Origin of the sequence: Pseudomonas sp. Root562, from assembly GCF_001427125.1 — a bacterium.
GTDB lineage: Bacteria > Pseudomonadota > Gammaproteobacteria > Pseudomonadales > Pseudomonadaceae > Aquipseudomonas.
In genome coordinates this window covers 310,714-332,033 of sequence record NZ_LMGK01000023.1, presented here as the reverse complement: position 1 = coordinate 332,033, position 21,320 = coordinate 310,714, and the positions used below count along the sequence as shown (strand labels likewise).

At 61.3% G+C, this 21,320-nt stretch carries 24 protein-coding genes; 14 read left to right on the top strand and 10 right to left on the bottom strand.

Annotated elements, in window-relative coordinates; translation table 11 throughout:
- Window positions 1-31: 31 nt before the first annotated feature.
- The gene (locus ASD60_RS21075) at window positions 32-916 is read left to right on the top strand and encodes a sugar nucleotide-binding protein (protein WP_056855858.1); all 885 of its coding nucleotides are present in this window, start codon (window positions 32-34) and stop codon (window positions 914-916) included.
- Complete coding sequence (locus tag ASD60_RS21070) at window positions 909-1,838, top strand: NAD-dependent epimerase/dehydratase family protein (protein ID WP_056855857.1); 930 nt, start codon at window positions 909-911, stop codon at window positions 1,836-1,838. Before ASD60_RS21075 ends, ASD60_RS21070 begins: the two co-directional genes overlap by 8 nt.
- 156 nt (window positions 1,839-1,994) lie before the next feature.
- On the opposite strand, the gene ASD60_RS21065 is transcribed toward ASD60_RS21070, so the two are convergent.
- The 5 genes from ASD60_RS21065 to ASD60_RS21045 form a co-directional block, all read right to left on the bottom strand.
- Entirely contained in the window at window positions 1,995-2,693 is a 699-nt protein-coding gene (locus tag ASD60_RS21065) for an OmpW/AlkL family protein (protein WP_056855856.1), read from the bottom strand.
- Window positions 2,694-2,976: 283 nt separating this feature from the next.
- Window positions 2,977-3,495, bottom strand: a complete 519-nt coding sequence (locus tag ASD60_RS21060; protein ID WP_056855855.1) for a DUF3299 domain-containing protein — start codon at window positions 3,493-3,495, stop codon at window positions 2,977-2,979.
- 11 nt (window positions 3,496-3,506) lie between these two features.
- Window positions 3,507-4,772 carry an ABC transporter permease gene (locus ASD60_RS21055; RefSeq protein ID WP_056855854.1) on the bottom strand — a complete coding sequence of 422 codons (1,266 nt, stop codon included), beginning with the start codon at window positions 4,770-4,772 and terminating at the stop codon, window positions 3,507-3,509.
- A gap of 1 nt (window position 4,773) precedes the next feature.
- Entirely contained in the window at window positions 4,774-5,484 is a 711-nt protein-coding gene (locus tag ASD60_RS21050) for an ABC transporter ATP-binding protein (protein WP_056855853.1), read from the bottom strand.
- A 132-nt stretch (window positions 5,485-5,616) separates the two neighbouring features.
- Window positions 5,617-6,207 (bottom strand): DUF2796 domain-containing protein, encoded by a 591-nt coding sequence (locus tag ASD60_RS21045; protein WP_056855852.1) that lies wholly within the window; start codon window positions 6,205-6,207, stop codon window positions 5,617-5,619.
- Between the two features lie 135 nt (window positions 6,208-6,342).
- On the opposite strand from ASD60_RS21045, the gene ASD60_RS21040 reads away from it, so the two are divergent.
- The gene (locus ASD60_RS21040) at window positions 6,343-6,681 is read left to right on the top strand and encodes a hypothetical protein (protein ID WP_056855851.1); all 339 of its coding nucleotides are present in this window, start codon (window positions 6,343-6,345) and stop codon (window positions 6,679-6,681) included.
- Between the two features lie 91 nt (window positions 6,682-6,772).
- On the opposite strand, the gene trxA is transcribed toward ASD60_RS21040, so the two are convergent.
- The 3 genes from trxA to ASD60_RS21025 all read right to left on the bottom strand — a co-directional run bounded on the left by trxA (window position 6,773) and on the right by ASD60_RS21025 (window position 8,939).
- A complete protein-coding gene (gene trxA / locus ASD60_RS21035; protein WP_056855850.1) occupies window positions 6,773-7,645 on the bottom strand; it encodes a thioredoxin in 873 nt (290 codons plus the stop codon).
- Window positions 7,646-7,821: 176 nt separating this feature from the next.
- Window positions 7,822-8,478: a class I SAM-dependent methyltransferase gene (locus tag ASD60_RS21030; RefSeq protein ID WP_056855849.1), complete on the bottom strand. Its 657-nt coding sequence runs from the start codon at window positions 8,476-8,478 to the stop codon at window positions 7,822-7,824.
- On the bottom strand, window positions 8,475-8,939 hold the full coding sequence (locus tag ASD60_RS21025) for a YbaY family lipoprotein (RefSeq protein WP_056855905.1): 465 nt from the start codon (window positions 8,937-8,939) through the stop codon (window positions 8,475-8,477). The genes ASD60_RS21030 and ASD60_RS21025 overlap by 4 nt, the downstream gene beginning before the upstream one ends.
- 127 nt (window positions 8,940-9,066) lie before the next feature.
- Between ASD60_RS21025 and nrdR the strand changes: the two genes are divergently transcribed.
- The 11 genes from nrdR (at window position 9,067) to ASD60_RS20970 (ending at window position 17,301) form a co-directional block, all read left to right on the top strand.
- Window positions 9,067-9,531, top strand: coding sequence for a transcriptional regulator NrdR (nrdR, locus tag ASD60_RS21020; RefSeq protein ID WP_003228656.1), 465 nt, complete (start codon window positions 9,067-9,069; stop codon window positions 9,529-9,531).
- Window positions 9,528-10,661, top strand: coding sequence for a bifunctional diaminohydroxyphosphoribosylaminopyrimidine deaminase/5-amino-6-(5-phosphoribosylamino)uracil reductase RibD (gene ribD, locus ASD60_RS21015; RefSeq protein WP_056855848.1), 1,134 nt, complete (start codon window positions 9,528-9,530; stop codon window positions 10,659-10,661). Before nrdR ends, ribD begins: the two co-directional genes overlap by 4 nt.
- A gap of 47 nt (window positions 10,662-10,708) precedes the next feature.
- Window positions 10,709-11,371 (top strand): riboflavin synthase, encoded by a 663-nt coding sequence (locus ASD60_RS21010; protein WP_056855847.1) that lies wholly within the window; start codon window positions 10,709-10,711, stop codon window positions 11,369-11,371.
- Window positions 11,372-11,401: 30 nt separating this feature from the next.
- A complete protein-coding gene (gene ribBA, locus ASD60_RS21005; protein WP_056855846.1) occupies window positions 11,402-12,493 on the top strand; it encodes a bifunctional 3,4-dihydroxy-2-butanone-4-phosphate synthase/GTP cyclohydrolase II in 1,092 nt (363 codons plus the stop codon).
- 248 nt (window positions 12,494-12,741) lie between these two features.
- Window positions 12,742-13,218 carry a 6,7-dimethyl-8-ribityllumazine synthase gene (ribH, locus tag ASD60_RS21000; RefSeq protein WP_003228649.1) on the top strand — a complete coding sequence of 159 codons (477 nt, stop codon included), beginning with the start codon at window positions 12,742-12,744 and terminating at the stop codon, window positions 13,216-13,218.
- Window positions 13,215-13,715 carry a transcription antitermination factor NusB gene (gene nusB / locus ASD60_RS20995; RefSeq protein ID WP_008053839.1) on the top strand — a complete coding sequence of 167 codons (501 nt, stop codon included), beginning with the start codon at window positions 13,215-13,217 and terminating at the stop codon, window positions 13,713-13,715. The genes ribH and nusB overlap by 4 nt, the downstream gene beginning before the upstream one ends.
- Window positions 13,716-13,742: 27 nt before the next feature.
- On the top strand, window positions 13,743-14,708 hold the full coding sequence (thiL, locus tag ASD60_RS20990) for a thiamine-phosphate kinase (protein ID WP_056855845.1): 966 nt from the start codon (window positions 13,743-13,745) through the stop codon (window positions 14,706-14,708).
- Window positions 14,705-15,208, top strand: a complete 504-nt coding sequence (locus tag ASD60_RS20985) for a phosphatidylglycerophosphatase A family protein (RefSeq protein ID WP_056855844.1) — start codon at window positions 14,705-14,707, stop codon at window positions 15,206-15,208. Before thiL ends, ASD60_RS20985 begins: the two co-directional genes overlap by 4 nt.
- Before the next feature lie 259 nt (window positions 15,209-15,467).
- A complete protein-coding gene (gene ribA / locus ASD60_RS20980) occupies window positions 15,468-16,085 on the top strand; it encodes a GTP cyclohydrolase II (RefSeq protein WP_044465292.1) in 618 nt (205 codons plus the stop codon).
- Window positions 16,082-16,501, top strand: a complete 420-nt coding sequence (locus ASD60_RS20975) for a hypothetical protein (RefSeq protein WP_056855843.1) — start codon at window positions 16,082-16,084, stop codon at window positions 16,499-16,501. Before ribA ends, ASD60_RS20975 begins: the two co-directional genes overlap by 4 nt.
- On the top strand, window positions 16,501-17,301 hold the full coding sequence (locus ASD60_RS20970; RefSeq protein ID WP_056855842.1) for a cobalamin-binding protein: 801 nt from the start codon (window positions 16,501-16,503) through the stop codon (window positions 17,299-17,301). Before ASD60_RS20975 ends, ASD60_RS20970 begins: the two co-directional genes overlap by 1 nt.
- Before the next feature lie 48 nt (window positions 17,302-17,349).
- Here ASD60_RS20970 and ASD60_RS20965 read toward each other — a convergent pair whose 3' ends face one another.
- Both ASD60_RS20965 and dxs read right to left on the bottom strand, forming a co-directional pair.
- Window positions 17,350-19,233: a TonB-dependent receptor domain-containing protein gene (locus ASD60_RS20965; protein WP_056855841.1), complete on the bottom strand. Its 1,884-nt coding sequence runs from the start codon at window positions 19,231-19,233 to the stop codon at window positions 17,350-17,352.
- A 160-nt stretch (window positions 19,234-19,393) separates the two neighbouring features.
- Window positions 19,394-21,298, bottom strand: a complete 1,905-nt coding sequence (gene dxs / locus ASD60_RS20960) for a 1-deoxy-D-xylulose-5-phosphate synthase (protein ID WP_056855840.1) — start codon at window positions 21,296-21,298, stop codon at window positions 19,394-19,396.
- Window positions 21,299-21,320 lie beyond the last annotated feature (22 nt).

The window sequence follows — 21,320 nt, the reverse complement described above, 5'->3', positions numbered from 1 at the left end:
TTGTTTTTACCAGACTGGGCCTGCTGACTTTATGCGAATGCGCCTTATGTTACTGGGCGGCGGAAATGCCCTTGGGCAGGCGCTGATTCGCCTCGGTGCAGAGGAAGACATCGGTTTCCTCGCCCCCCGCCCGCCGCAAGACGGCTGGGATGCCGCGAGCCTGACGCAACTGCTCGACGACACCCGTCCGGACGCGTTGATCAACCTCGCCTATTACTTCGACTGGTTCCAGGCGGAGGCGGTCAGCGAACAACGTCTGGCCGGGCAAGAGCGCGCAGTCGAACGCCTGGCCGAACTGTGCCAGCACCACAACATCGTGCTGCTGCAGCCTTCGAGCTATCGCGTGTTCGATGGCTCCCGCGCCACCGCCTACAGCGAAAAAGACGAACCGGTGCCGCTGGGCCTGCGTGGTCAGGCGTTGTGGCGAATCGAGCAGAGCGTTCGCGCTACCTGCCCGCAGCACGTGCTGCTGCGCTTCGGCTGGCTGCTCGATGACAGCCCTGACGGCAGCCTCGGCCGTTTCCTCGAGCGGGCCGAGCAGCCGGATGAATTGCTGCTGGCCGACGACCGTCGGGGTAATCCGACGCCGGTTGACGACGCCGCCCGGGTGATCATTTCGGTGCTCAAGCAACTCGACTGCGCAGCGCCGTTGTGGGGGACTTACCACTACGCCGGGCATGAGGCGACCACGCCGCTGGCGCTGGGGCAGGCGATCCTCACCGAAGCGCGGGCGTTGCATCCGCTGGCCCTCGAAGCACCGACCGCCCAGGCCCATGCCGCGCGGCCGGACGCCGCCGAAGAACCGCAACATGCGGTGCTGGCCTGCAAGAAAATTCTGCACACCTTCGGCATCAAGCCACGCGCCTGGCGTGCGGCACTTCCCGGACTACTGGACAGGTTCTATCGCCATGGCTGACGGCCCCGTTTTAATCACCGGCGGCGCCGGTTTCATTGGCTCGCACCTGACCGATGCCTTGCTCGCCAAGGGCTATTCGGTGCGCATCCTCGATGACTTGTCGACGGGCAAGCGCAGCAATCTGCCATTGGATAATCCGAAGGTCGAACTGATTGTCGGCGACGTCGCCGATGCCGCGCTGGTGGCACGGACCATGGCCGGTTGCAGCGCCGTGGCGCACCTGGCGGCAGTGGCATCGGTGCAGGCTTCGGTGGACGATCCGGTGAAGACCCACCAAAGCAATTTCATCGGTTCGCTGAATGTCTGCGAAGCCATGCGCCAGTCCGCGGTCAAACGGGTTGTGTTTGCCTCCAGTGCGGCGGTGTACGGCAACAACGGCGAAGGTGAGTCGATCGATGAAGACACAGCAAAATCACCGTTGACGCCCTACGCGTCAGACAAACTGGCGAGCGAGCACTACTTCGATTTCTACCGGCGCGAGCATGGTCTTGAACCGGTGATCTTTCGTTTCTTCAACATCTTCGGTCCGCGTCAGGATCCGTCCTCGCCGTACTCCGGTGTGATCAGCATTTTCAGCGAGCGCGCGCAGAAAGGCCTGCCGATCACCGTGTTTGGCGACGGCGAGCAGACCCGGGATTTTCTCTACGTCGAGGACCTGGTGAAGTTGCTGGTGCAAGCCATCGAAAAGCCTCAGGTTGAGCTCGGTGCGGTCAACGTTGGCTGGAATCAGGCGACCAGTCTCAAGCAATTGCTGACCGCACTTGAAAGCGTGGTCGGCGAGTTGCCTGCCGTGAGTTACGCCCCGGCACGTTCCGGTGACATCCGCCATTCACGGGCGAACAATCGGCAATTGCTGGAACGTTTCAAAGCCCCCGCGCAAACGCCGTTGAGCGTTGGCCTGGCGCGGCTGCTGGGGCAATAGAAAAAGGCGCCTGTCAAAGCGCCTTTTGCGTATCGTTCCCACGCTCTGCGTGGGAATGCCTCAATGGACGCTCTGCGTCTGCTCTTGGGACGCGGAGCATCCCTGGCCGCATTCCCAAGCGGAGCGTGGGAACGATCTTCACCACCACGTGAATCCTTAGAATTTATAACCCAGACCGACCATGTAGATGAACGGATCGACATCCACGTTCACCCGTGCCCGGGTGCCCGGTGCAACGGCGTTGTTCTCCACGGTCGCGCGGGTGTCGATGTCGATGTAGCGCACCTGGGCGTTGATCATCACGTTGTCGGTCAGCATGTAGTCGGCACCAACCTGCCAGGCCATGCCCCAGGAATTGCTCGCCTTGAAGTTGCTGAAACCGGCGGCACTGGCCTGGCTGCCAACGTGCTCGTCGTAGATCCAGGTGTAGTTGATGCCGGCGCCCACATACGGCTGGAAAGCGGACTTCCCGTCGAGTGGGTAATACACCACGCTCAGCGTCGGCGGCAGGTGTTTGAGCGTACCGAGTTTGCCGTTGGCGGCGCTCAGCGCGGTGTTCTTGAGTTTCACGTCATGCTCGAACGGTGTGGCCGCGAGCAGTTCGATACCCCAGTTGCTGGTCAGCATGTAGGCAACGTTGAGGCCCAATTGCGTGTCGCTGCTCATGGTCGCCTTGCCGCCCAGGTCGGCGCCGCTAAGCGGGCCTTGATCGACCTTCACGGTGGAGCTGTCGGCTTCCGGGTTGACGGTGATCGCGCCGGCGCGAAGGATGATGTCACCCGCCTGATGGGCGTGGGCGAGCGGGGCTGCGAGCGCGAGGGCGACCAGCGATGCGCCGAGCAAAGACTTGTTCATGGGGGCTCCAAAGGACGTTAAAAATGTTCGATGTCCAATGGTAAGTTGCCTAACGATTCGGTCTTTTGATGCAGCTCAATGAAACAGTGGAAGGTCTGGCTTTTGTGGAATGTCTGAGGACCTCTTCGCGGGCAAGCCTCGCTCCTACAGGTTCAGCGTTGCGCCCGAAGCGCCTGTAATGCAGTGCTCATGAACCACAGAACGCGGTCGCCGCACCCCGCGTGCTATAGGAGCGAGGCTTGCCCGCGAAGGCGTCTTCTGAATCAACAAAACAACTCCGGACTCATTCGGGCAATTCATACAGATAAATTTTCTGCGCTTCCATCTGATACCCGGCATCCGCCAATTCGCTGGTGGAGGGCTTGACCTGCATCGGCCCTTCGATCCAGTACGGCTGATACAGCTCATCGAGCTTCACCCCGACTTCGCTTTTGACATGCACGATCTGATTCGACGGCGGTGGCGGCACGTGAATGCAGGCGCCGAAATACGGCACCAGCAGAAAGTCCGTGGTGCGTCCGTCTTCACTCACTTCCAGCGGCACGATGTAGCCCGGCAGGCGAATGTTCTGCCCGTCGAGCGCTTTGACCACCGGCGCATTGGGCATGTCCTGCTTCGCTGCTGGCGCTGACTCGGCAGACAATGCATCGCTCATCTTCGACAGGTCGTGCAGCGGCGTCATGTTCGGCACTTCCGGTGCGGCATCCGGCGGGATCATTTCCGACCAGGTCAGCTCTTTCGGCTCGGCCGCCCATAGCGGCAGGGCGACCAGCATCAACAGCGCAAAGACAGCGCGGGGCATTTTCAAAGTCCTCATAAACGGATCGACAGGCCATCAGCCAGGGATTGGCGATAAGCACGCCAGGCCGGCACGCTGCCCATCAGCAGCGCGGCGATCAGGATGCCACCGAGCAGCGTCCATTCATATTCGCTGGGCCAGGCCAATGGCAAAAACAGCCCGTAATTGGCTTGCACGTAACCTTGGGCCGCGGCGATGCACACGTACAGCAGTGCCACTCCCGCCACTACGCCGGACAGCGCAAGGGCAAAAGCCTCAAGCACCAGCAAGGTCGCAACATGCCACGGCCGTGCGCCCACCGAACGCAGAATCGCCATCTCGCGGCGGCGTTCGTTGAGGCTGGTGAGAATCGCTGTGAGCATGCCGATCAACCCGGTCAGCACCACGAACAAGGACACCACGAACAAGGCTTTTTCGGCGGTGCTCATCAAGCTCCACAGCTCCTGCAGCGCCACCCCCGGGAGGATCGCCAGCATCGGTTCACCACGGAATTCGTTGATCTCGCGTTGCACGGCGAAGGTCGAAATCTTGCTGTTGAGGCCGAGCATGAACGCGGTGATCGCTTGCGGCTTCAGGTCCATGTTGCGTGCCTGATCGGCGCTGATTCGCCCGTTGCCCCGGGCCGGCACACCGTTGTGCCAGTCGATGTGAATCGCTTCCATACCGCCGAGGCTGATGTGCAGCGTTCGGTCCACCGGTGTGCCGGTGCGCTTGAGAATGCCGACCACAGTGAACGGTTTGTCATCGTGCTTGACCAGACTGATCGCCGCCACGCCGTGGGCCAGCACCAGTTTTTCGCCGAGCTTGTATTGCAGCGCATCGGCCACTTCGGCGCCGAGCACCACTTCAAACGGATCAGTGGCGAAGGCGCGGCCAGCGGCCAGTTCCAGGTGTTGTTGACGGCCGTACTGGTAATGCTCGAAGTAGGCCTCGGTGGTGCCCATTACCCGATAGCCGCGATGGGAATCGCCGAGGGACATCGGGATCGCCCATTTCACTTTCGGGTTGTTGGCGAAGTGTTCGAAGCTGTCCCAGCGGATGTTGTTGGTGGCGTTGCCGATGCGGAACACCGAGTACAGCAACAGATTCACCGAGCCGGAGCGCGCGCCGACGATCAGGTCGGTGCCGCTGATGGTGCTGGCGAAACTGGCCTTGGCCTCGGTCCGCACGCGCTCGACGGCCAGCAGCAGGCACACCGACAGGGCAATGGCGAACGCGGTCAAAATCGCGGTGAAGCGACGGTTAGCCAGGCTGGCCATGGCTAGACGGAACAAATACATCTCAGACCTCGGACGGGCTGGCGGCGCGATTGAGCTCGGCCAGCGACAGGTTGCGATCGAACAGCGGCGCCAGGCTCTGGTCATGGCTGACGAACAACAGGCTCGACCCGGCTTCGCGGCATTCGGCGAACAGCAGGCGAATGAAGTTTTCCCGGGCGTCGTAATCGAGCGCCGAAGTCGGTTCGTCGGCGATCACCAACTCCGGCTGACCGATCAACGCGCGTGCGGCGGCCACTCGTTGCTGTTGGCCGATGGACAGCGAATCGGCACGCCGACCGAGGATGTTTTCATCCTTTAAACCCAGGTGGGCGAGCAGGGTGGCGGCGGCTTTATCGACGCTGCCGTGACGCTGCCTGGCCCGTTCGGCGCGCAGTTTGGAGAAGTGGCAGGGCAGTTCGACGTTTTCTCGCACCGACAGAAACGGCAGCAGGTTGAACTGTTGGAAGATGTAGCCGGTGTGATCGACGCGAAAGTGATCGCGGGCACCGGCCGACAGTTCGGTGAGCTCCTGGCCGAGCAGGCGAATGCTGCCGCGATCAGGCTTCTGCACGCCGCCCAGCAAGCCGAGCAGGGTGGTCTTGCCGCTGCCGCTGGGGCCTTTGAGGAACAGGGTTTCACCAGGTGAAAGGCGAAACGCCGGGATGTCCAGCAGCGGCGGATGACCGGGCCAGCTGAAGCCCAGGTCGGACAGTTCGATGAGTGTTTGGGTCATGGCGCCGATTTCAAGAATGTTGATGATCCGTAGGAGCAAAGCTTGCTCGCGATGGCTACACCGCGGTTTAACAGGAGCTCCGCGCTATCGTTCATCGCGGGCAAGCCTTGCTCCTACAGGATCCGGATAGATTCAGAATTTCAGGGCCGCGGCCTGGGCCGTCACTTCAACCCCTTGCTGGCCGCTCGGGCCGATCAGTTGTACCTGAATTGTCCGGGTCGCCGGGAAAGTGTTGAAAATGTTCGCCAGATCCAGGGTCTTCAACGCCGCCGGTGTGGCGCAGGTGAATTGGTAGTGGGCGTGGATTTCGCTGTGGTCGTGATGATGCTCGTCCTTGGCGTCGCCATCGTGGTCATCATCGACGTCTGGTTTATCGCCAAACAGCGGGCTTTCCAGGGTCTGGTTTTGCACCACGCAGCCTGCAGCTTTCGCCAGGTTGAACAGCGTCAGTGGTTTCTCCAGCTGAGTACGAACCGCTGCGACTTTGGCTTTGTCGGCGTCGGTGGTCGCGGCATGTTCGAAGCCCACCAGGTTCATCGCCGGGCTTTCCAGCTCCAGCTCGAGGGTCTGGCCGTCCAGCGCCGCGTTGAGCCGGCCGACACCGTGCTCATGGGCACCCAGGCTGCCGTGTTCATGATCGTGATCATGGTCATGCTCGTCAGCCGCATGGGCGACAGCCAGGGGCAACAAGGCAAACGGCAAAGCGAGCAACAGACGACGCATGGCGAGTCTCCGGAAAGTAAAGTGAACAATCTGTTATGTAATCTTATAACGTAAGTGCGGAGAGTTTGACTGGCTGCTTGGCGTTGCACAAGTCCCATGGGAGCATGCAAGTCAGAAATGTGCAGGAGCAGACTTATGTTGCGAATTCGCGGAAGCATCGGCGACTGGCCGGTGGATTTGACGCTGGAAATGGATGACGCCGACTGGGCCAGGCTGGGCGCGCAGTTGCAGGTCGATAAAGTCGACGTCAGCGCGCCAGCGGCGAAACCGATGAGCCAGGATGATTCGCTGTGGCAGGTCGCCAGGGATTTGCTGCGCAAGGCCGGACAGTTGAGCGGGCCGGATCTGCTCGATCAACTTGAAGCTCTGACCGGCAGCGCCGCAGCGGGCAAGCGCTTGTTGGTGCGCCTGCGCCACAGCCCGGATGTGAAGGTGGAAAGCGGCGGCGATACGCCGATTTATCGCTGGCTGTAGGAGCCGGCTTGCTGGCGATGCGGACGCTGCGTTTCAGCAGGTGAACCGCGTCATCGTGCATTGCCAGCAAGCCGGCTCCTACGGGGCGTGATCAGTACAGTGCAGCAAACAACTTGCGACGGTAGGTGCTCACCAGCGGGTGGTCATTGCCCAGCAGCTCGAACACTTGCAGCAAGGTCTTGTGCGGCAGGCCTTCGTTGTAGCTGCGATTGCGGATGAACAACTTGAGCAGGGCATCCAGCGCGGCGTCGTATTGCTGGCGGGCCAATTGCTGAATCGCCAGTTGATAGACCGCTTCGTCGTCCTGGGGGTCTTTCGCCAGTCGCGCCTTCAGGTCAGCGGCATCTGGCAGATCCCGGGCCAGGCCGAGAAACTTGATCTGCGCCTTGGCACCGGCGAGGGCAGCCTTGTGTTCGTCGCTCTTGACCGCATCGAGCACAACTTGCGCCTCGCCCAGCTCACCGCGCTCAGTGAGGCAGCGTGCGTAGAGAATCAGGGCCTTGGCGTTGGTGTTGTCTTCGCCCAGGATGACTTTGAGCAGCGCTTCGGCATCGGCGAATCGGCTGTCGTCGAACAAGGCTTGGGCCTGTTCGAACGGATCGGCCGCTGCAGGTGGCGGCATCTGCACATGAGGTTCAAGCAAGGCGCGCACTGCGGATTCCGGTTGCGCACCGGCAAACCCGTCCACCGGTTGACCGTCCTTGAACAGCACCACGGTCGGCAGGCTGCGAATACCGAAGCGGGCGACGATGTCTTGTTCGATGTCGCAGTTGACCTTGGCCAGCAGCAATTCGCCCTGATAGCTCTCGGCGATGGTCTGCAGCATCGGCATCAGCACTTTGCACGGCGCACACCATTCGGCCCAGAAATCCACCAGCACCGGTTTGTGGAAAGAGTTCTCGATCACCGACTGGTCAAAATCGGCAGTCGTGGCGTCGAAGATGTACGGCGTTTGCTGACTCATGGGCAATCTCGTAAAAGCGTGAATGGGGCCACTATACGGCCTGGTGGGGGGCGGCCGGAAGTCGGAACATTGATCGTTCCCACGCTCTGCGTTGGAACGCCTCAAGGGACGCTCTGCGTCTGCTTTTGAGACGCGGAGCGTCTTGGGCTGCATTCCCACGCGGAGCGTGGGAACGTTCATGTCCGGGCGGCGTGATACAGGCTCACATGCCGAAACTCTTCCGGCTCGGCCAGATCCGGCAAGGTCATGGCTTCGAGCATTTCGATACGCCGGTACAGCGGATGGCGAAAATCCCGTACCCGCGAATCCGCCACCAGCGCCTCCCGGCCACGACTCAAGAACTCATCGAGCAATGGCAGGTTGGCCCGGTCGTACAGCACGTCCGCCACCAGAATCAGATCGAAGCGATCGGCCTCGGCAAAAAAATCCGTCGAGTAGTCGAGCTGTACGCCATTGAGTTCGGCATTCGCCCGACAGGCGGCAATCGCCAGCGGATCAAGGTCACAGGCCACTACTTCCAGTGCGCCGGCCTTCACCGCGGCAATGCCCGCCACACCGGACCCTGCGCCAAAATCCAGCACACGTTTGCCTTCGACCCAATGCCGGTTGTTGGCCAGATAACGGGCCACGGCCAACCCGCTGGCCCAGCAGAAACTCCAGTAAGGCGGCTCGTGCAGGATGCGTCGGGTTTCTTCAGGGCTGAAGGCACGGTCCATGTTGTCGCCGTCGATCAGCCACAACTTCAGATCGGTCTGCGGTAGCTCACAGGCGACCAAGCGCGCATCACCGAGCAGTTCACCCAACGCCTGTTGCAGGTCGAGCGGTGCACTCATGGGGCTTTGACGAATTGCAGCTGGCCCAGCGCCTGGGTCGTCGGCTGGGTAATCACTTGCGACGGCAGATGCAGGATCAACTGGCCGGACTGGCTGGCGCGGCCTCGCAGTTCGACACGGGCACCGGCGGGGAAGGATTCTGGATTGAAACGCAGGTGGAACGGCAAAATCTGGTTGTTGCCGATCAGGCTGGAACTGGCGAGCAATTGTTGCGGGCGGTCCTTGTCATCGATTACCAGCAAGGCCAGTTCGACTTCGGCACCGGTCGGCACGCCTTGCAGAGTGCCGCTCAATTCCCGTTGATGGGCGGGCAACGGGCCGAGTTTGGCGGCCTCTTTGGCTTTTTTCTGCGCTTGTTGCGGCGCAGGGCCGGGCGTTGGCGGCTGGGGCTGGGGTGCATCGCTGCTGCAGGCCACCAACAGGCTGAAAAGGCTGAGCAAAACGAGCGGACGTAACGACATTGGCAGCTCCGGAAAGATGAAATCCATGGATCAATTGATCATCCCGTCTGTATACCGCAAACCCTATGGCTTGTCTTGCCACCGGGATGCGCTACCATGGCCCTCCCTTTTTTTGTTGCCTGCCACCATGCACTGTCCCTTCTGCGGTGCCAACGACACCAAGGTCATCGACTCGCGTCTGGTCGCCGAGGGCGAACAGGTGCGCCGCCGGCGTGAATGCCTGGCCTGCGGCGAACGTTTCACGACGTTCGAGACCGCCGAACTGGTGTTGCCGCGCCTGATCAAAACCGACGGCAGTCGCCAGCCGTTCGACGAAGAAAAACTCCGTGCCGGCATGCAGCGGGCGCTGGAAAAGCGCCCGGTGAGTGTCGAACGCCTCGAATCGTCGCTGGTGCACATCAAACACAAACTGCGCGCCACCGGCGAACGCGAGGTCAAGTCCCTGGTGGTCGGTGAACTGGTGATGGCCGAGCTGCAAAAGCTCGACGAAGTCGCCTATATCCGTTTCGCTTCGGTGTATCGCCGCTTCCAGGACCTCAACGAGTTCCGCGAAGAGATCGATCGCCTGGCCCGTGAGCCGGTGAAAGAATGACCACGTCCGCCGAACAGGCCATCCTCGACGCGCATTACATGGCGCGCGCCCTCGAGCTGGCGCGCAAGGGGCACTACACGACGCATCCCAATCCACGGGTTGGCTGCGTGATCGTCCAGGCCGGGCAAATTGTCGGCGAAGGCTGGCATGAGCGCGCCGGTGAACCCCACGCCGAAGTCCATGCCTTGCGCGCCGCCGGTGAACTGGCCCGGGGCGCGACCGCTTACGTCACCCTCGAGCCTTGCAGCCACCACGGCCGCACACCGCCCTGCGCCGATGCGCTGGTGAATGCCGGTGTGGCGCGGGTCGTCGCGGCCATGCAGGACCCGAACCCGGAGGTTGCCGGCCGTGGCCTGCAACGTCTGGAGCAGGCGGGCATCGCCACCGAAAGCGGTGTGCTGGAAAGCGAAGCGCGCAAGCTCAATCAAGGTTTCCTGAAACGCATGGAACACGGCCTGCCGTTCGTGCGGGTCAAACTGGCCATGAGCCTTGACGGTCGCACGGCGATGGAAAACGGCGAGAGCCAATGGATCACCGGCCCGGCGGCGCGTTCGGCGGTGCAACGCCTGCGAGCCCAGGCCAGCGTGGTATTGACTGGCGCCGACACGGTGCTGGCGGACAATGCCCGTTTGACCGTACGCGCCGATGAGCTGGGCCTGGACGGGGAGCAAACCGCACTGGCCATGAGCCGGCCACCCTTGCGGGTGCTGGTCGACGGGCGTCTGCGGGTGCCGCTGGATGCGCCGTTCTTCAAGGCTGGCCCAGCGCTGGTGGCGACCTGCGTGGCGGTGGAAGAACAATATGCCAATGGCCCGGAATGCCTGATCGTGCCGGGCTACGATGGGCAGGTCGATCTTCGTCAGTTGCTGGTCGAGCTCGCCAGGCGTGACGTCAATGAAGTATTGGTCGAGGCCGGCCCACGGCTGGCGGGTGCCTTCGCCCAACTCGGTCTGGTGGACGAGTTCCAGATTTTCATCGCCGGCAAGTTCATGGGCTCTTCGGCGCGGCCGTTGCTGGATTGGCCGCTCGCGCACATGAAGGATGCGCCCGAGCTGAAAATCACCGAAATTCGCGCGGTTGGCGATGACTGGCGGGTCACTGCCATTCCTTCGCCAGCCGCCAGCGTATAATTCCCGGCCATCGCGTAGGCGCTGGCTTTGTTCTCGAGGAGAACCTCATGTTTACCGGCATCATCGAATCCATCGGCAGTATTCGTGCATTGACCCCAAAGGGCGGTGATGTGCGGGTTCACGTCGAAACCGGCAAGCTCGACCTGAGCGACGTCAAACTGGGCGACAGCATCGCGGTCAATGGCGTGTGCCTGACTGCCGTTGAATTGCCGGGCAATGGCTTTGCGGCGGATGTCAGCCGTGAAACCCTCGACTGCACCGCCATGAACGACCTGAAAAGCGGCAGCCCAGTCAATCTGGAAAAAGCCCTGACCCCGACCACGCGCCTCGGCGGGCATCTGGTCAGCGGTCACGTCGATGGCGTCGGCGAAGTGGTTGCCCGCACCGAGAACGCCCGCGCCGTGGAATTCCGTATCCGCGCGCCAAAAGACCTGGCCAAGTACATCGCGCATAAAGGCTCGATTACTGTCGACGGCACCAGCCTGACCGTGAACGCGGTCGATGGCGCGGAATTCCTGCTGACCATCATTCCGCACACCCTGAGTGAAACCATCATGGCGTCCTACCAGCCAGGTCGCCGGGTGAACCTGGAAGTGGACTTGCTGGCCCGTTATCTGGAACGTCTGCTGTTGGGCGACAAGGCTGCAGAACCAGCCTCCGGCAACATCACCGAAAGCTTTCTGGCCGCCAACGGCTACCTCAAATCCTGAAGCTCAAATTTCAAAAGAAGGGGGTGCCTTGTGGCGCTCAATAGCATCGAAGAGCTGGTTGAAGATATCCGCCAAGGCAAGATGGTCATCCTCATGGATGACGAAGACCGCGAGAACGAAGGCGACCTGATCATGGCCGCCGAGTGCTGCAAGCCCGAGCACATCAATTTCATGGCCAAGCACGCCCGTGGCCTGATTTGCATGCCGATGAGCCGCGAGCGCTGTGAATTGCTCAAGCTGCCATTGATGGCGCCGCGCAACGGTTCCGGTTTCGGCACCAAGTTCACTGTATCGATCGAAGCGGCCACCGGTGTCACCACCGGCATCTCCGCCGCCGACCGTGCGCGCACCGTGCAAGCGGCTGCGGCCCGTGATGCCAAGGCCGAAGACATCGTCAGCCCGGGCCATATTTTCCCGCTGATGGCCCAGGCCGGCGGTACGCTGGCTCGTGCCGGCCACACCGAAGCGGCGTGCGACCTGGCGCGCATGGCCGGTTTCGAGCCAAGCGGCGTGATCTGCGAAGTGATGAACGACGATGGCACCATGTCCCGTCGCGCCGAGCTGGAAGCGTTTGCCGCCGAACACGACATCAAGATCGGCACCATTGCCGACCTGATTCACTATCGGATGATCCACGAACGTACCGTTCAGCGGATTGCCGAGCAGCCGCTGGACAGCGAACTGGGCCAATTCAACCTGGTGACCTATCGTGATTCGGTGGAAGGCGACGTGCACATGGCGCTCACTCTGGGCAACGTTTGCGCAGAAGAGCCGACCCTGGTTCGGGTGCACAACATGGACCCGCTGCGCGACCTGTTGATGGTCAAGCAACCAGGGCGCTGGAGCCTGCGTGCCGCCATGGCTGCGGTTGCCGAGGCCGGCAGTGGCGTGGTGTTGTTGCTCGGTCACCCGCTCGATGGCGACGTGTTGCTGGCGCATATCCGCGAAACCGCCGACCACGCCACCCCGAAAAAACCGACCACCTACAGCATTGTCGGTGCCGGTTCGCAGATTCTGCGAGACCTGGGCGTGCGCAAAATGCGCTTGATGAGCGCACCGATGAAATTTAATGCGATATCCGGTTTCGATCTGGAAGTTGTAGAATACGTGCCCTCCGAATAAGACGCCGGTTTTTGGCCTCGTTGTTCGCTCAAGGCATATTTGATTTATTGTGGCGAGGGAGCTTGCTCCCGCCTGGGTGCGCAGCACCCACAATAGGGGCCGCTTCGCAGCCCAGCGGGAGCAAGCTCCCTCGCCACATAGATGTGCAAGTGAACACCGATGTGCGATTTCCGGCGCTGTATTCGCGGTTCAAATATCACTGAGGGATGCGTACGAGACGCGTCCCGGCTCTTTAAGAGATCTAACGAATGACCCTGAAGACCATCGAAGGTACCTTCATCGCCCCTAAAGGCCGCTACGCTTTGGTAGTGGGCCGTTTCAACAGCTTCGTCGTTGAAAGCCTGGTCAGCGGTGCAGTTGATGCCCTGGTTCGCCACGGCGTGAGCGAAAGCGACATCACCATCATCCGCGCGCCTGGCGCCTTCGAAATCCCGCTGGTTGCGCAGAAAGTCGCTCAGAAAGGCGAGTTCGCAGCAATCATCGCCCTGGGCGCGGTCATTCGTGGCGGTACTCCGCACTTCGAATACGTGGCTGGCGAGTGCACCAAGGGCCTGGCCCAGGTGTCCATGGAATTCGGCGTACCGGTCGCTTTCGGCGTCCTGACCGTTGATTCCATCGAGCAAGCCATCGAACGTTCCGGCACCAAGGCCGGCAACAAAGGTGCTGAAGCTGCCCTGTCCGCTCTGGAAATGGTCAGCCTGCTGGCGCAGTTGGAGGCCAAGTGATTAGCGACGAAAGCGATCGTTTCAACCCGCGCGATCCAAAGCCTGCGGATGCCGGCAAGCCATCGAAAAGCGTCAAGCGCCGCGAAGCCCGTCAGCTCGCGACCCAGGCGCTGTACCAATGGCACATGGCCAAGCAGTCGCTGAACGAGATCGAAGCGCAGTTCCGGGTCGATAACGATTTCACCGATGTCGATGGCGCCTATTTCCGCGAAATCCTGCACGGGGTTCCGCAGTTCAAGACCGAAATCGACACTGCACTCACGCCGTGCCTCGACCTGACCATCGAAGAACTGGACCCGGTTGAGCTGGCGGTTTTGCGTCTGTCCACCTGGGAACTGCTCAAGCGCGTCGACGTGCCGTACCGCGTTGTGATCAACGAAGGTATCGAACTGGCCAAGGTTTTCGGTTCCACCGACGGCCACAAGTTCGTCAATGGTGTGCTCGACAAGCTGGCTCCGCGTCTGCGTGAAGCTGAAGTGAAGGCGTTCAAGCGCTGATCCGCGCTTGAACCTCTTGACTGCGCCATGGGCGAGTTTGAGCTGATCCGCAATTACTTTGCCGCCGCGCCTTGTGCGCAGGGCGGCGAAGGCGTTGCCCTCGGGATCGGCGATGATTGCGCCTTGCTGGCTGTTCCTCCCGGGGAACAGTTGGCCATTTCTACCGATACGCTGGTGGCCGGCGTTCATTTCGCCGCCCCCTGCGATCCTTTTCTGCTCGGCCAGCGCTCGCTGGCCGTGGCCGTCAGCGACCTCGCCGCCATGGGCGCCACTCCGGTCGCCTTTACCCTTGCCCTGACCTTGCCGACGGTAACCACCGATTGGTTGCAAGCCTATGCCCGTGGTTTGAACCAGATGGCGCAAAGTTGCGGCGTGGCGTTGGTCGGTGGCGATACGACTCGGGGGCCGTTGAGCCTGACCATGACCGTGTTTGGCCGCGTGCCGTCCGGCAAGGCGTTGACCCGCAGCGGCGCACAAGCGGGCGATCTGTTGTGTGTCGGCGGTGAGTTGGGCAATGCCGCCGGCGCGTTGCCGCTGGTGCTCGGTCAGCGCACGGCAGATGCCGCCATCGCCGAGCCGTTGCTGGCGCACTACTGGTCACCGCGACCACAACTCGGGCTGGGCCAGGCTTTGCGCGGCAAGGCTACTTCGGCGCTGGACATTTCCGATGGCCTGCTCGCGGATTGCGGGCATATCGCTCTCGCGTCGAAGGTCGGCCTGCAAGTCGAGCGTGACCGTTTGCCACTGTCGCAGGCGCTGGTGGCCTTCCTGGGCCAGCCCGATGCGCAAAGCGCAGCCCTGAGCGGTGGCGATGACTACGTACTGGCGTTCACTTTACCGTCCGTCGAGTTGCCGGCGTTGCTGGCCAACGGTTGGCCGATTCATGTGATCGGCCGCGTGGTGAGCGGGCAGGGCGTGACGCTGCTGGATGCCGACGGACAGGACATCACCCCGCAAACCCGGGGTTACCAACATTTTCGGGAGTCACCGTGACAGATCACCCCAAGCAGGTCCCGGCGGAATTCGTGCCGCCGTCGGTCTGGCGTAATCCGTGGCATTTTTTGGCGTTCGGCTTCGGCTCGGGCACCTTGCCAAAGGCTCCGGGGACTTGGGGGTCGTTAGTTGCGCTACCCTTTGTTCCGCTGTGGCAGATGCTGCCCGATTGGGGCTACTGGTTGATGCTCGGCATCACCATGCTGTTCGGGTTCTGGCTGTGCGGCAAAGTGGCCGATGATTTGCGCGTACACGACCATGAAGGCATCGTCTGGGACGAAATGGTCGGAATGTGGATTACCTTGTGGCTGGTGCCCGAAGGATGGCAGTGGCTGTTGGCAGGGTTCTTGATGTTCCGCCTCTTCGATATTCTCAAACCTTGGCCGATTCACTGGATCGATCGGCACGTCCACGGCGGTGTCGGGATCATGCTCGATGACGTATTGGCCGGGGTGTTTGCCTGGCTGGCGATGCAAGGATTGGTGTGGATTTTCGCCTGAGGGGTTAAGTGGGAGAACCAGGATGGCTCGGCGCAATTAATCAACCCTCTTGAGGCGCTGCCGAAACCTGTAATCTTTTGATTTTTGCTTTACAAGATCAAGAGATCGCAGCCTGCGGCGACTCCTGCAGAAACAGATCGGGCCGGATATCAAACTTTTTGATAGTTATCGCCGATAATTCAGCCTAAGCGTCGCCCGGAACGTGCTGTTACAATGCCGACCTGCGAATCTTCAGACTCTTTAGATCAGGAGCACACCGGTGCCTGTCGTTTTTGTCGCCGCTTCCAAGCTGCCAACGCCTTTTGCGCAATTCACCATGCACGGTTTTCTCGACGAAGCCACCGGCCGCGAGCACGTCGTGCTGAGCCTGGGTGAGATCGCCGACGGTGCCCCGGTACTCGGCCGGCTGCATTCCGAATGCCTGACTGGCGATGCCTTGTTCAGCCAGCGCTGCGATTGCGGTTCGCAACTGGAGGCCGCGCTGCAAGCCATTGCCCGTGAAGGCCGTGGCGTGCTGTTGTACTTGCGGCAGGAAGGTCGTGGCATCGGCCTGCTGAACAAGATCCGCGCCTACGAATTGCAAGATGGCGGTGCCGACACCGTTGAAGCCAACGAGCGCCTGGGCTTTGCCGCGGACCAGCGGGATTACGCCATGTGCCTGCCGATGCTCGAGCACCTGGGCGTCAAGTCCCTGCGTCTGATGACCAACAACCCACGCAAGGTCAAAGCCTTGACCGACATGGGCATCGTGGTTGCCGAGCGCGTGCCGCTGCACACCGGCCATAATCCGCACAACAAACTCTATCTGGCCACCAAAGCCAGCAAGCTCGACCACATGATGGGTAATGAGCATCAGGGCGAGGTAGACCGGGCGTGACCCGCGGTCAGGTGCGGCGGCGACTGTCCGTCAACTGGTGGCAATACCTGGCGCTGGCCTTGTTGCCGCTGTTCGTGATCAACGGTGTGTTCGGCCAGACCGAAGCGATTCTGCCAGTGCTGGCGATGCCATTGTTCATCGCTGGCGTCGCCTCGATGTTCGTCAGCCTGAAGTTTTTCGGTCGATACAAACACGCGCTGATCGCCACCCAGAAAGCCCTCGACACCCCAGAAGAACCCGCTGCGTGGATCAGCCTGGCAGCCAAGCGCCGTGCGGCATTGCTCGTCGCTGGCCTGCCGGCCTGGATTGGTGCGTTGGCGGTGTTCGTCGGCCTCGAGGCAGTACCGCTGATGTTGCTGGCACTGTCGACCGCGGTGCTGTTCTATCTCTACCGTATTCCGCGTCAACTCGGTTGATGCGCGCGGTCTGGCTGACGGTTCTGCTGTTGGCCTTCAGTGGTTCGACAAGCGCGGTCGAGCGAGTCGTCAGCCTCGCGCCTTCTCTTTCCGAAATCGTTGTTGAACTGGGTTCGGCCGACCTGTTGGTGGGTGTGCTGGATGCCGGTGAGCGTCCCGCCGAACTCAAGCATCTGCCTTCCGTTGGCCGCTACGGTCAGTTGGACATCGAGCGCTTGCTCAGCCTGCAGCCCGACTTGCTGTTGCTTTGGCCCGGCAGCGTCAGCCCGGCCCAGCGTGATCAGCTCCAGCGCCTGAACATCCCGACTTTCGTCGCCGAGCCACACACACTCGATCAACTGACCCAGCAGATCGAGGCGATCGCCTCGCAACTCGGCCGCCGCGAACGCGGGGCTGCACTGACTGCCGATCTACGCCAGCGGCTGACGCAATTGCGTCAACGCTATCGACGGGATCAACCAGTGCGGGTGTTCTATCAGGTCTGGGATCGGCCGCTTTACACCGTCGGTGGCGGGCAGATCATCAGCGATGCGCTGGAGGTTTGCGGCGCCCGTAACGCATTTGCCGACCTGACGTTGCCGGCGCCGCAAGTCAGTGTGGAGGCAGTGTTGCAGCGTAATCCCGAGCTGATTCTGGCGAGCGATCAGGCGCAGCTTGATGCGTGGAAGGCGTGGCCGCAGGTCACGGCCGTGGCGCAAGGTCAGTTGCGATTGGTCACGGACAAAGGCCTGGAACGGCCCAGTGGGCAGATGATCGAGGCAACCGCCAAGTTGTGCCAGTTGATTGCGCCGGATCGCTAAAAAGCTTTGAATGATCGTTCCCACGCAGAGCGTGGGAACGATCGTGGGTCAGAGTTCCGGGGTCCAGGTCACACCGAACATCCACGCCCGACCTTCCTCGCGATACCCATACTGATTGCCTTCATGGCTGTACAGCACTCGGCTGTAACCCTTGTCCAGCAGGTTATCGACCTTCAGCTCGAGATTGATCTGGCGATTGAGCGCCCAGCTACTGCGTAAGCCCAGCAACGCATAACCGCCCAATGGCTGCTGATTGTTCAAGTCGTCATAGCTGTTGCTGACCGCCTGCCAACTGGCACCGAGGCCCAATCGATCAAACTGCCGGTCGAGGTCCAGGCTCACAGTGCGGCGTGCGCGGCGGGCCAGGGTGTGGCCGGTTTCGCGGTCCCGTGGGTCGATGATCGCCACGCCGAGGTTGCTCTGCCAACCGAACAGGTCTTGCTTCAACGCCGCTTCAAAGCCGTTGATCCGTGCCGAAGCAACGTTTTCCGGGCGTGAGTTGCTGCCAAAGATGATCGCGTCTTCAAGGTCAGTACGGTACAGCGATGCTTCCAGTCGACTGGTCTCGGTCAACTGACTGCGCCATTGCAACTCGTAGCTTTTCGAGGTTTCCGGTTTCAGGTCGGGGTTGCTGAAGTCTGGGTAATACAAGTCATTGAAGGTTGGTGCGCGGAAACCTTCGCTGTAGGTCAGCAGCACATCGTTGTCAGGGTTCAGCGGCAGGGTCAGGGTGCCGCTCCAGCTGTTCTGGCCGCCGAATTGCTGGTTCTGGTCACGGCGCAAACCCAGCTCGGTGGAGAAGTGGTCGGCCTGAAAGCGATGCTGGATAAATGCTGCGCGGTTCCAGCGACTGTCTTCCTCGAATGCGGTGCTGCTGTTGAGCCGGTCTTCATGCCAGTCACCGCCAAGAATCAGGCTGTTGCGCTCGTTGAGTGTCAGGTCGTTCTGCCAGTTCACCGAGTCGCGGTAGGTGTTAAACACGCTGCGTTCATCACTGAGTTTGTCGAAGGTTTTCTCGCGGTTTTCGCTGTGACCGAATTCGATGCGGGTTTTCCACAGATCGTTGACCCGCGCGTCGACGTAGCTGCTGACGCTGCTCACGTCGAACTCGTTGTAGGGCTGCTCCTGGACTGACTCGAAGGTATTCAGGTCGAAGCGACCGAACGGGTTGTCGTATTCAGTTTTGCCACGGTTATCCAGCACATTGGCGCCGATTTCAATGTCATCGGTCAGGGCATGGCTGAGGCTCAGGCTGAACGATTTATTGCGGTATGCATCGTGATCGCCATCGCTGGGATACGACTCGTGAGTGCGATTTATTCCGGCGGTTTCATTGAGGCTGGCACCCAGATTGAAGCGTGTCTGCTCATCGCCGCCAGACAAGCCGAGGCTGCGTTCCCAGGTCTGGTTGCTGCCGAAACCGACATGCATTTGTGGACGCAATCCCGGTTCGCTGCCACGCCGGGTGAAAATCTGGATCACCCCGCCAATCGCATCGCTGCCATAAATCGCCGAACGGGAGCCGCGCAACACTTCTACGCGCTCGACCTGTTCAATGTTGATGTGTTGCAGATTGCTGTCGCCCGAGGATGAATTGCCGATGCGTTGACCGTCCACCAGCACCAGGCTTTGCGCCGACTGTGTGCCGCGAATGTAAATCCCCGGCAGACTGCCGCGACCACCGGTTTGCGCTACCTGCACCCCCGGCACCCGGCGCAGCAGTTCGGTGACGCTGTCTGGTTGCAGGCGGTCGATGTCTTCGCGGGTGAACACGGTGTTGGCGGCGCTGCTGTCGTTGCGCGCTTCGACCTGACGGTTGGCGCTGATCAGCACGTCGGGCAGCTTCAGGGCTTGATCGCGTTCGAAGGTGTCGGCCAGCAGTGGGCCGGCCGGCAGGAGGGTCAGCGACAGGGCGAGAGGGGAGAGTTTCATGGCAGTCCGTTAATACGTTGGAGCGAACCAAATCTTAAGATCGCAAAAAACCAATGTAGGAGCGAGCCTGCTCGCGATGACGGTATGTCAGTCAGAGAATCGGTTGACTGTCAGTCCGCTATCGCGAGCAGGCTCGCTCCTACAGGGTTTTGCGTAAGTCTTATATTGAGGTGTTCAGCAGTTGCAGGCGCGTGCGGATCGAAGCTTCGATTCCGGCCTCATCCAGCCCGCACTCAGCCAGCATTTGCGCAGGCTTGGCGTGTTCGACGTAGATGTCTGGCAAGCCCAGGTGCAGCATCGACTTGAGGATGTTCTCGCGGGCGAGGAACTCGCTGACTGCGCCACCGGCGCCGCCCATGATCGCGTTCTCTTCGATGGTCACCAACAGCTCATGGCTGGCCGCGATCTGGCGAACGAGTTCTTCGTCCAGCGGTTTGACGAAACGCATGTCGACCACGGTTGCATCCAGCTTCTCTGCGACTTTCAGCGCCTCGGCCAGTTGCACGCCGAACACCAGCAGGGCGACTTTGCTGCCCTGGCGGCGAACCACGCCTTTGCCGATCTCGATGGGCTCGAGGTCTTTTTCGATAGTCGCATTCGGGCCATTGCCGCGCGGGTAACGCACCGCCGCCGGGCCTTCGTAAAGGTGACCGGTGGTGAGCATTTTGCGCAGTTCGTTCTCATCGCTCGGGGTCATCACCAGCATGCCGGGGATGCAGCGCAGGAAAGACAGATCGAAGCTGCCAGCGTGGGTCGGGCCGTCTTCGCCAACCAGCCCGGCGCGATCGATGGCGAACAGCACGTCGAGGTTCTGCACCGCCACGTCATGTATCAACTGGTCGTAACCGCGTTGCAGGAAGGTCGAATAGATCGCCACGACCGGTTTGGCGCCTTCACAGGCCATGCCGGCTGCGAGGGTCACCGCGTGTTGCTCGGCAATCGCCACGTCGAAGTAGCGCAGCGGAAAACGCTCGCTGAAGGCCACCAGGTCGGAGCCTTCCTTCATCGCCGGCGTGATGCCGACCAGGCGAGGGTCAGCAGCGGCCATGTCGCACAGCCATTCGCCGAACACACCGGAATACTTCGGCCCGCTGGCTTTTTTCGGCGCAGCGGCCGGGGCGTCCAGCGGCTCGAGCTTGGTGATGGCGTGGTAACCGATCGGGTCGACTTCCGCCGGAGCGAAGCCTTTGCCTTTTTTGGTGACGACGTGCAGGAATTGCGGACCTTTCAGATCGCGCATGTTGCGCAGGGTGGCGATCAGGGTCGGCAAGTCGTGGCCATCGATCGGACCGATGTAGTTCCAGCCCAGCTCTTCGAACAGCGTGCCGGGGACCAGCATGCCTTTGGCGTACTCTTCGGTACGACGGGCGATTTCCCAGGCGCCGGGCAGCCGCGACAGCACTTTTTTGCTGCCTTCGCGCATGCTCGCGTAAGTGCGGCTGGAAAGAATCTTCGCCAGGTAGTTCGACAAACCCCCGACATTGCGCGAGATCGACATGTCGTTGTCGTTGAGGATCACCAGCATATTGGCGTCCACTTCCGGCGCATGGTTCAGCGCTTCGAACGCCATGCCGGCCGTCAGTGCGCCGTCACCGATCACGGCGATGGCCTTGCGATCACTGTTTTGCAGGCGGGCGGCAATCGCCATGCCCAGCGCGGCACTGATCGAGGTGCTGGAGTGGCCGACGCCAAAGGTGTCGTACTCGCTCTCGGAGCGGCGCGGGAAAGCGGCAACGCCGTCCTTCTGGCGCAGGGTGCCCATGCGCTCGCGGCGACCGGTGAGGATCTTGTGCGGATAAGCCTGATGACCCACGTCCCACACCAACCGGTCGTCCGGGGTGTCGAAAACGTAATGCAACGCGATGGTCAGCTCGATCACGCCCAGGCCGGCACCAAAATGCCCACCGGTCTGGCCGACCGTGTAGAGCAATTCCAGGCGCAACTCATCGGCCAGGGTTTCCAGCTCGGCTTCGCCTAACCGGCGCAGGCCGTCCGGCGTGTTCGCGCGGTCGAGCAGGGGCGTGGTCGGGCGCTTGCGGGGAATCTCATGAAACGTCGTGGGCATCAGGCGAATCGTTATAGGTATA

Excerpts from the sequence above, each read along its gene's own strand:
- ASD60_RS21075 (WP_056855858.1), top strand. The coding sequence starts at position 32 with ATGCGAATGCGCCTTATGTTACTGGGCGGCGGAAATGCCCTTGGGCAG.
- ASD60_RS21070 (WP_056855857.1), top strand. The coding sequence starts at position 909 with ATGGCTGACGGCCCCGTTTTAATCACCGGCGGCGCCGGTTTCATTGGC.
- ASD60_RS21065 (WP_056855856.1), bottom strand. The coding sequence starts at position 2,693 with ATGAACAAGTCTTTGCTCGGCGCATCGCTGGTCGCCCTCGCGCTCGCA.
- ASD60_RS21060 (WP_056855855.1), bottom strand. The coding sequence starts at position 3,495 with ATGCCCCGCGCTGTCTTTGCGCTGTTGATGCTGGTCGCCCTGCCGCTA.
- ASD60_RS21055 (WP_056855854.1), bottom strand. The coding sequence starts at position 4,772 with ATGTATTTGTTCCGTCTAGCCATGGCCAGCCTGGCTAACCGTCGCTTC.
- ASD60_RS21050 (WP_056855853.1), bottom strand. The coding sequence starts at position 5,484 with ATGACCCAAACACTCATCGAACTGTCCGACCTGGGCTTCAGCTGGCCC.
- ASD60_RS21045 (WP_056855852.1), bottom strand. The coding sequence starts at position 6,207 with ATGCGTCGTCTGTTGCTCGCTTTGCCGTTTGCCTTGTTGCCCCTGGCT.
- ASD60_RS21040 (WP_056855851.1), top strand. The coding sequence starts at position 6,343 with ATGTTGCGAATTCGCGGAAGCATCGGCGACTGGCCGGTGGATTTGACG.
- trxA (WP_056855850.1), bottom strand. The coding sequence starts at position 7,645 with ATGAGTCAGCAAACGCCGTACATCTTCGACGCCACGACTGCCGATTTT.
- ASD60_RS21030 (WP_056855849.1), bottom strand. The coding sequence starts at position 8,478 with ATGAGTGCACCGCTCGACCTGCAACAGGCGTTGGGTGAACTGCTCGGT.
- ASD60_RS21025 (WP_056855905.1), bottom strand. The coding sequence starts at position 8,939 with ATGTCGTTACGTCCGCTCGTTTTGCTCAGCCTTTTCAGCCTGTTGGTG.
- nrdR (WP_003228656.1), top strand. The coding sequence starts at position 9,067 with ATGCACTGTCCCTTCTGCGGTGCCAACGACACCAAGGTCATCGACTCG.
- ribD (WP_056855848.1), top strand. The coding sequence starts at position 9,528 with ATGACCACGTCCGCCGAACAGGCCATCCTCGACGCGCATTACATGGCG.
- ASD60_RS21010 (WP_056855847.1), top strand. The coding sequence starts at position 10,709 with ATGTTTACCGGCATCATCGAATCCATCGGCAGTATTCGTGCATTGACC.
- ribH (WP_003228649.1), top strand. The coding sequence starts at position 12,742 with ATGACCCTGAAGACCATCGAAGGTACCTTCATCGCCCCTAAAGGCCGC.
- thiL (WP_056855845.1), top strand. The coding sequence starts at position 13,743 with ATGGGCGAGTTTGAGCTGATCCGCAATTACTTTGCCGCCGCGCCTTGT.
- ASD60_RS20970 (WP_056855842.1), top strand. The coding sequence starts at position 16,501 with ATGCGCGCGGTCTGGCTGACGGTTCTGCTGTTGGCCTTCAGTGGTTCG.
- ASD60_RS20965 (WP_056855841.1), bottom strand. The coding sequence starts at position 19,233 with ATGAAACTCTCCCCTCTCGCCCTGTCGCTGACCCTCCTGCCGGCCGGC.
- dxs (WP_056855840.1), bottom strand. The coding sequence starts at position 21,298 with ATGCCCACGACGTTTCATGAGATTCCCCGCAAGCGCCCGACCACGCCC.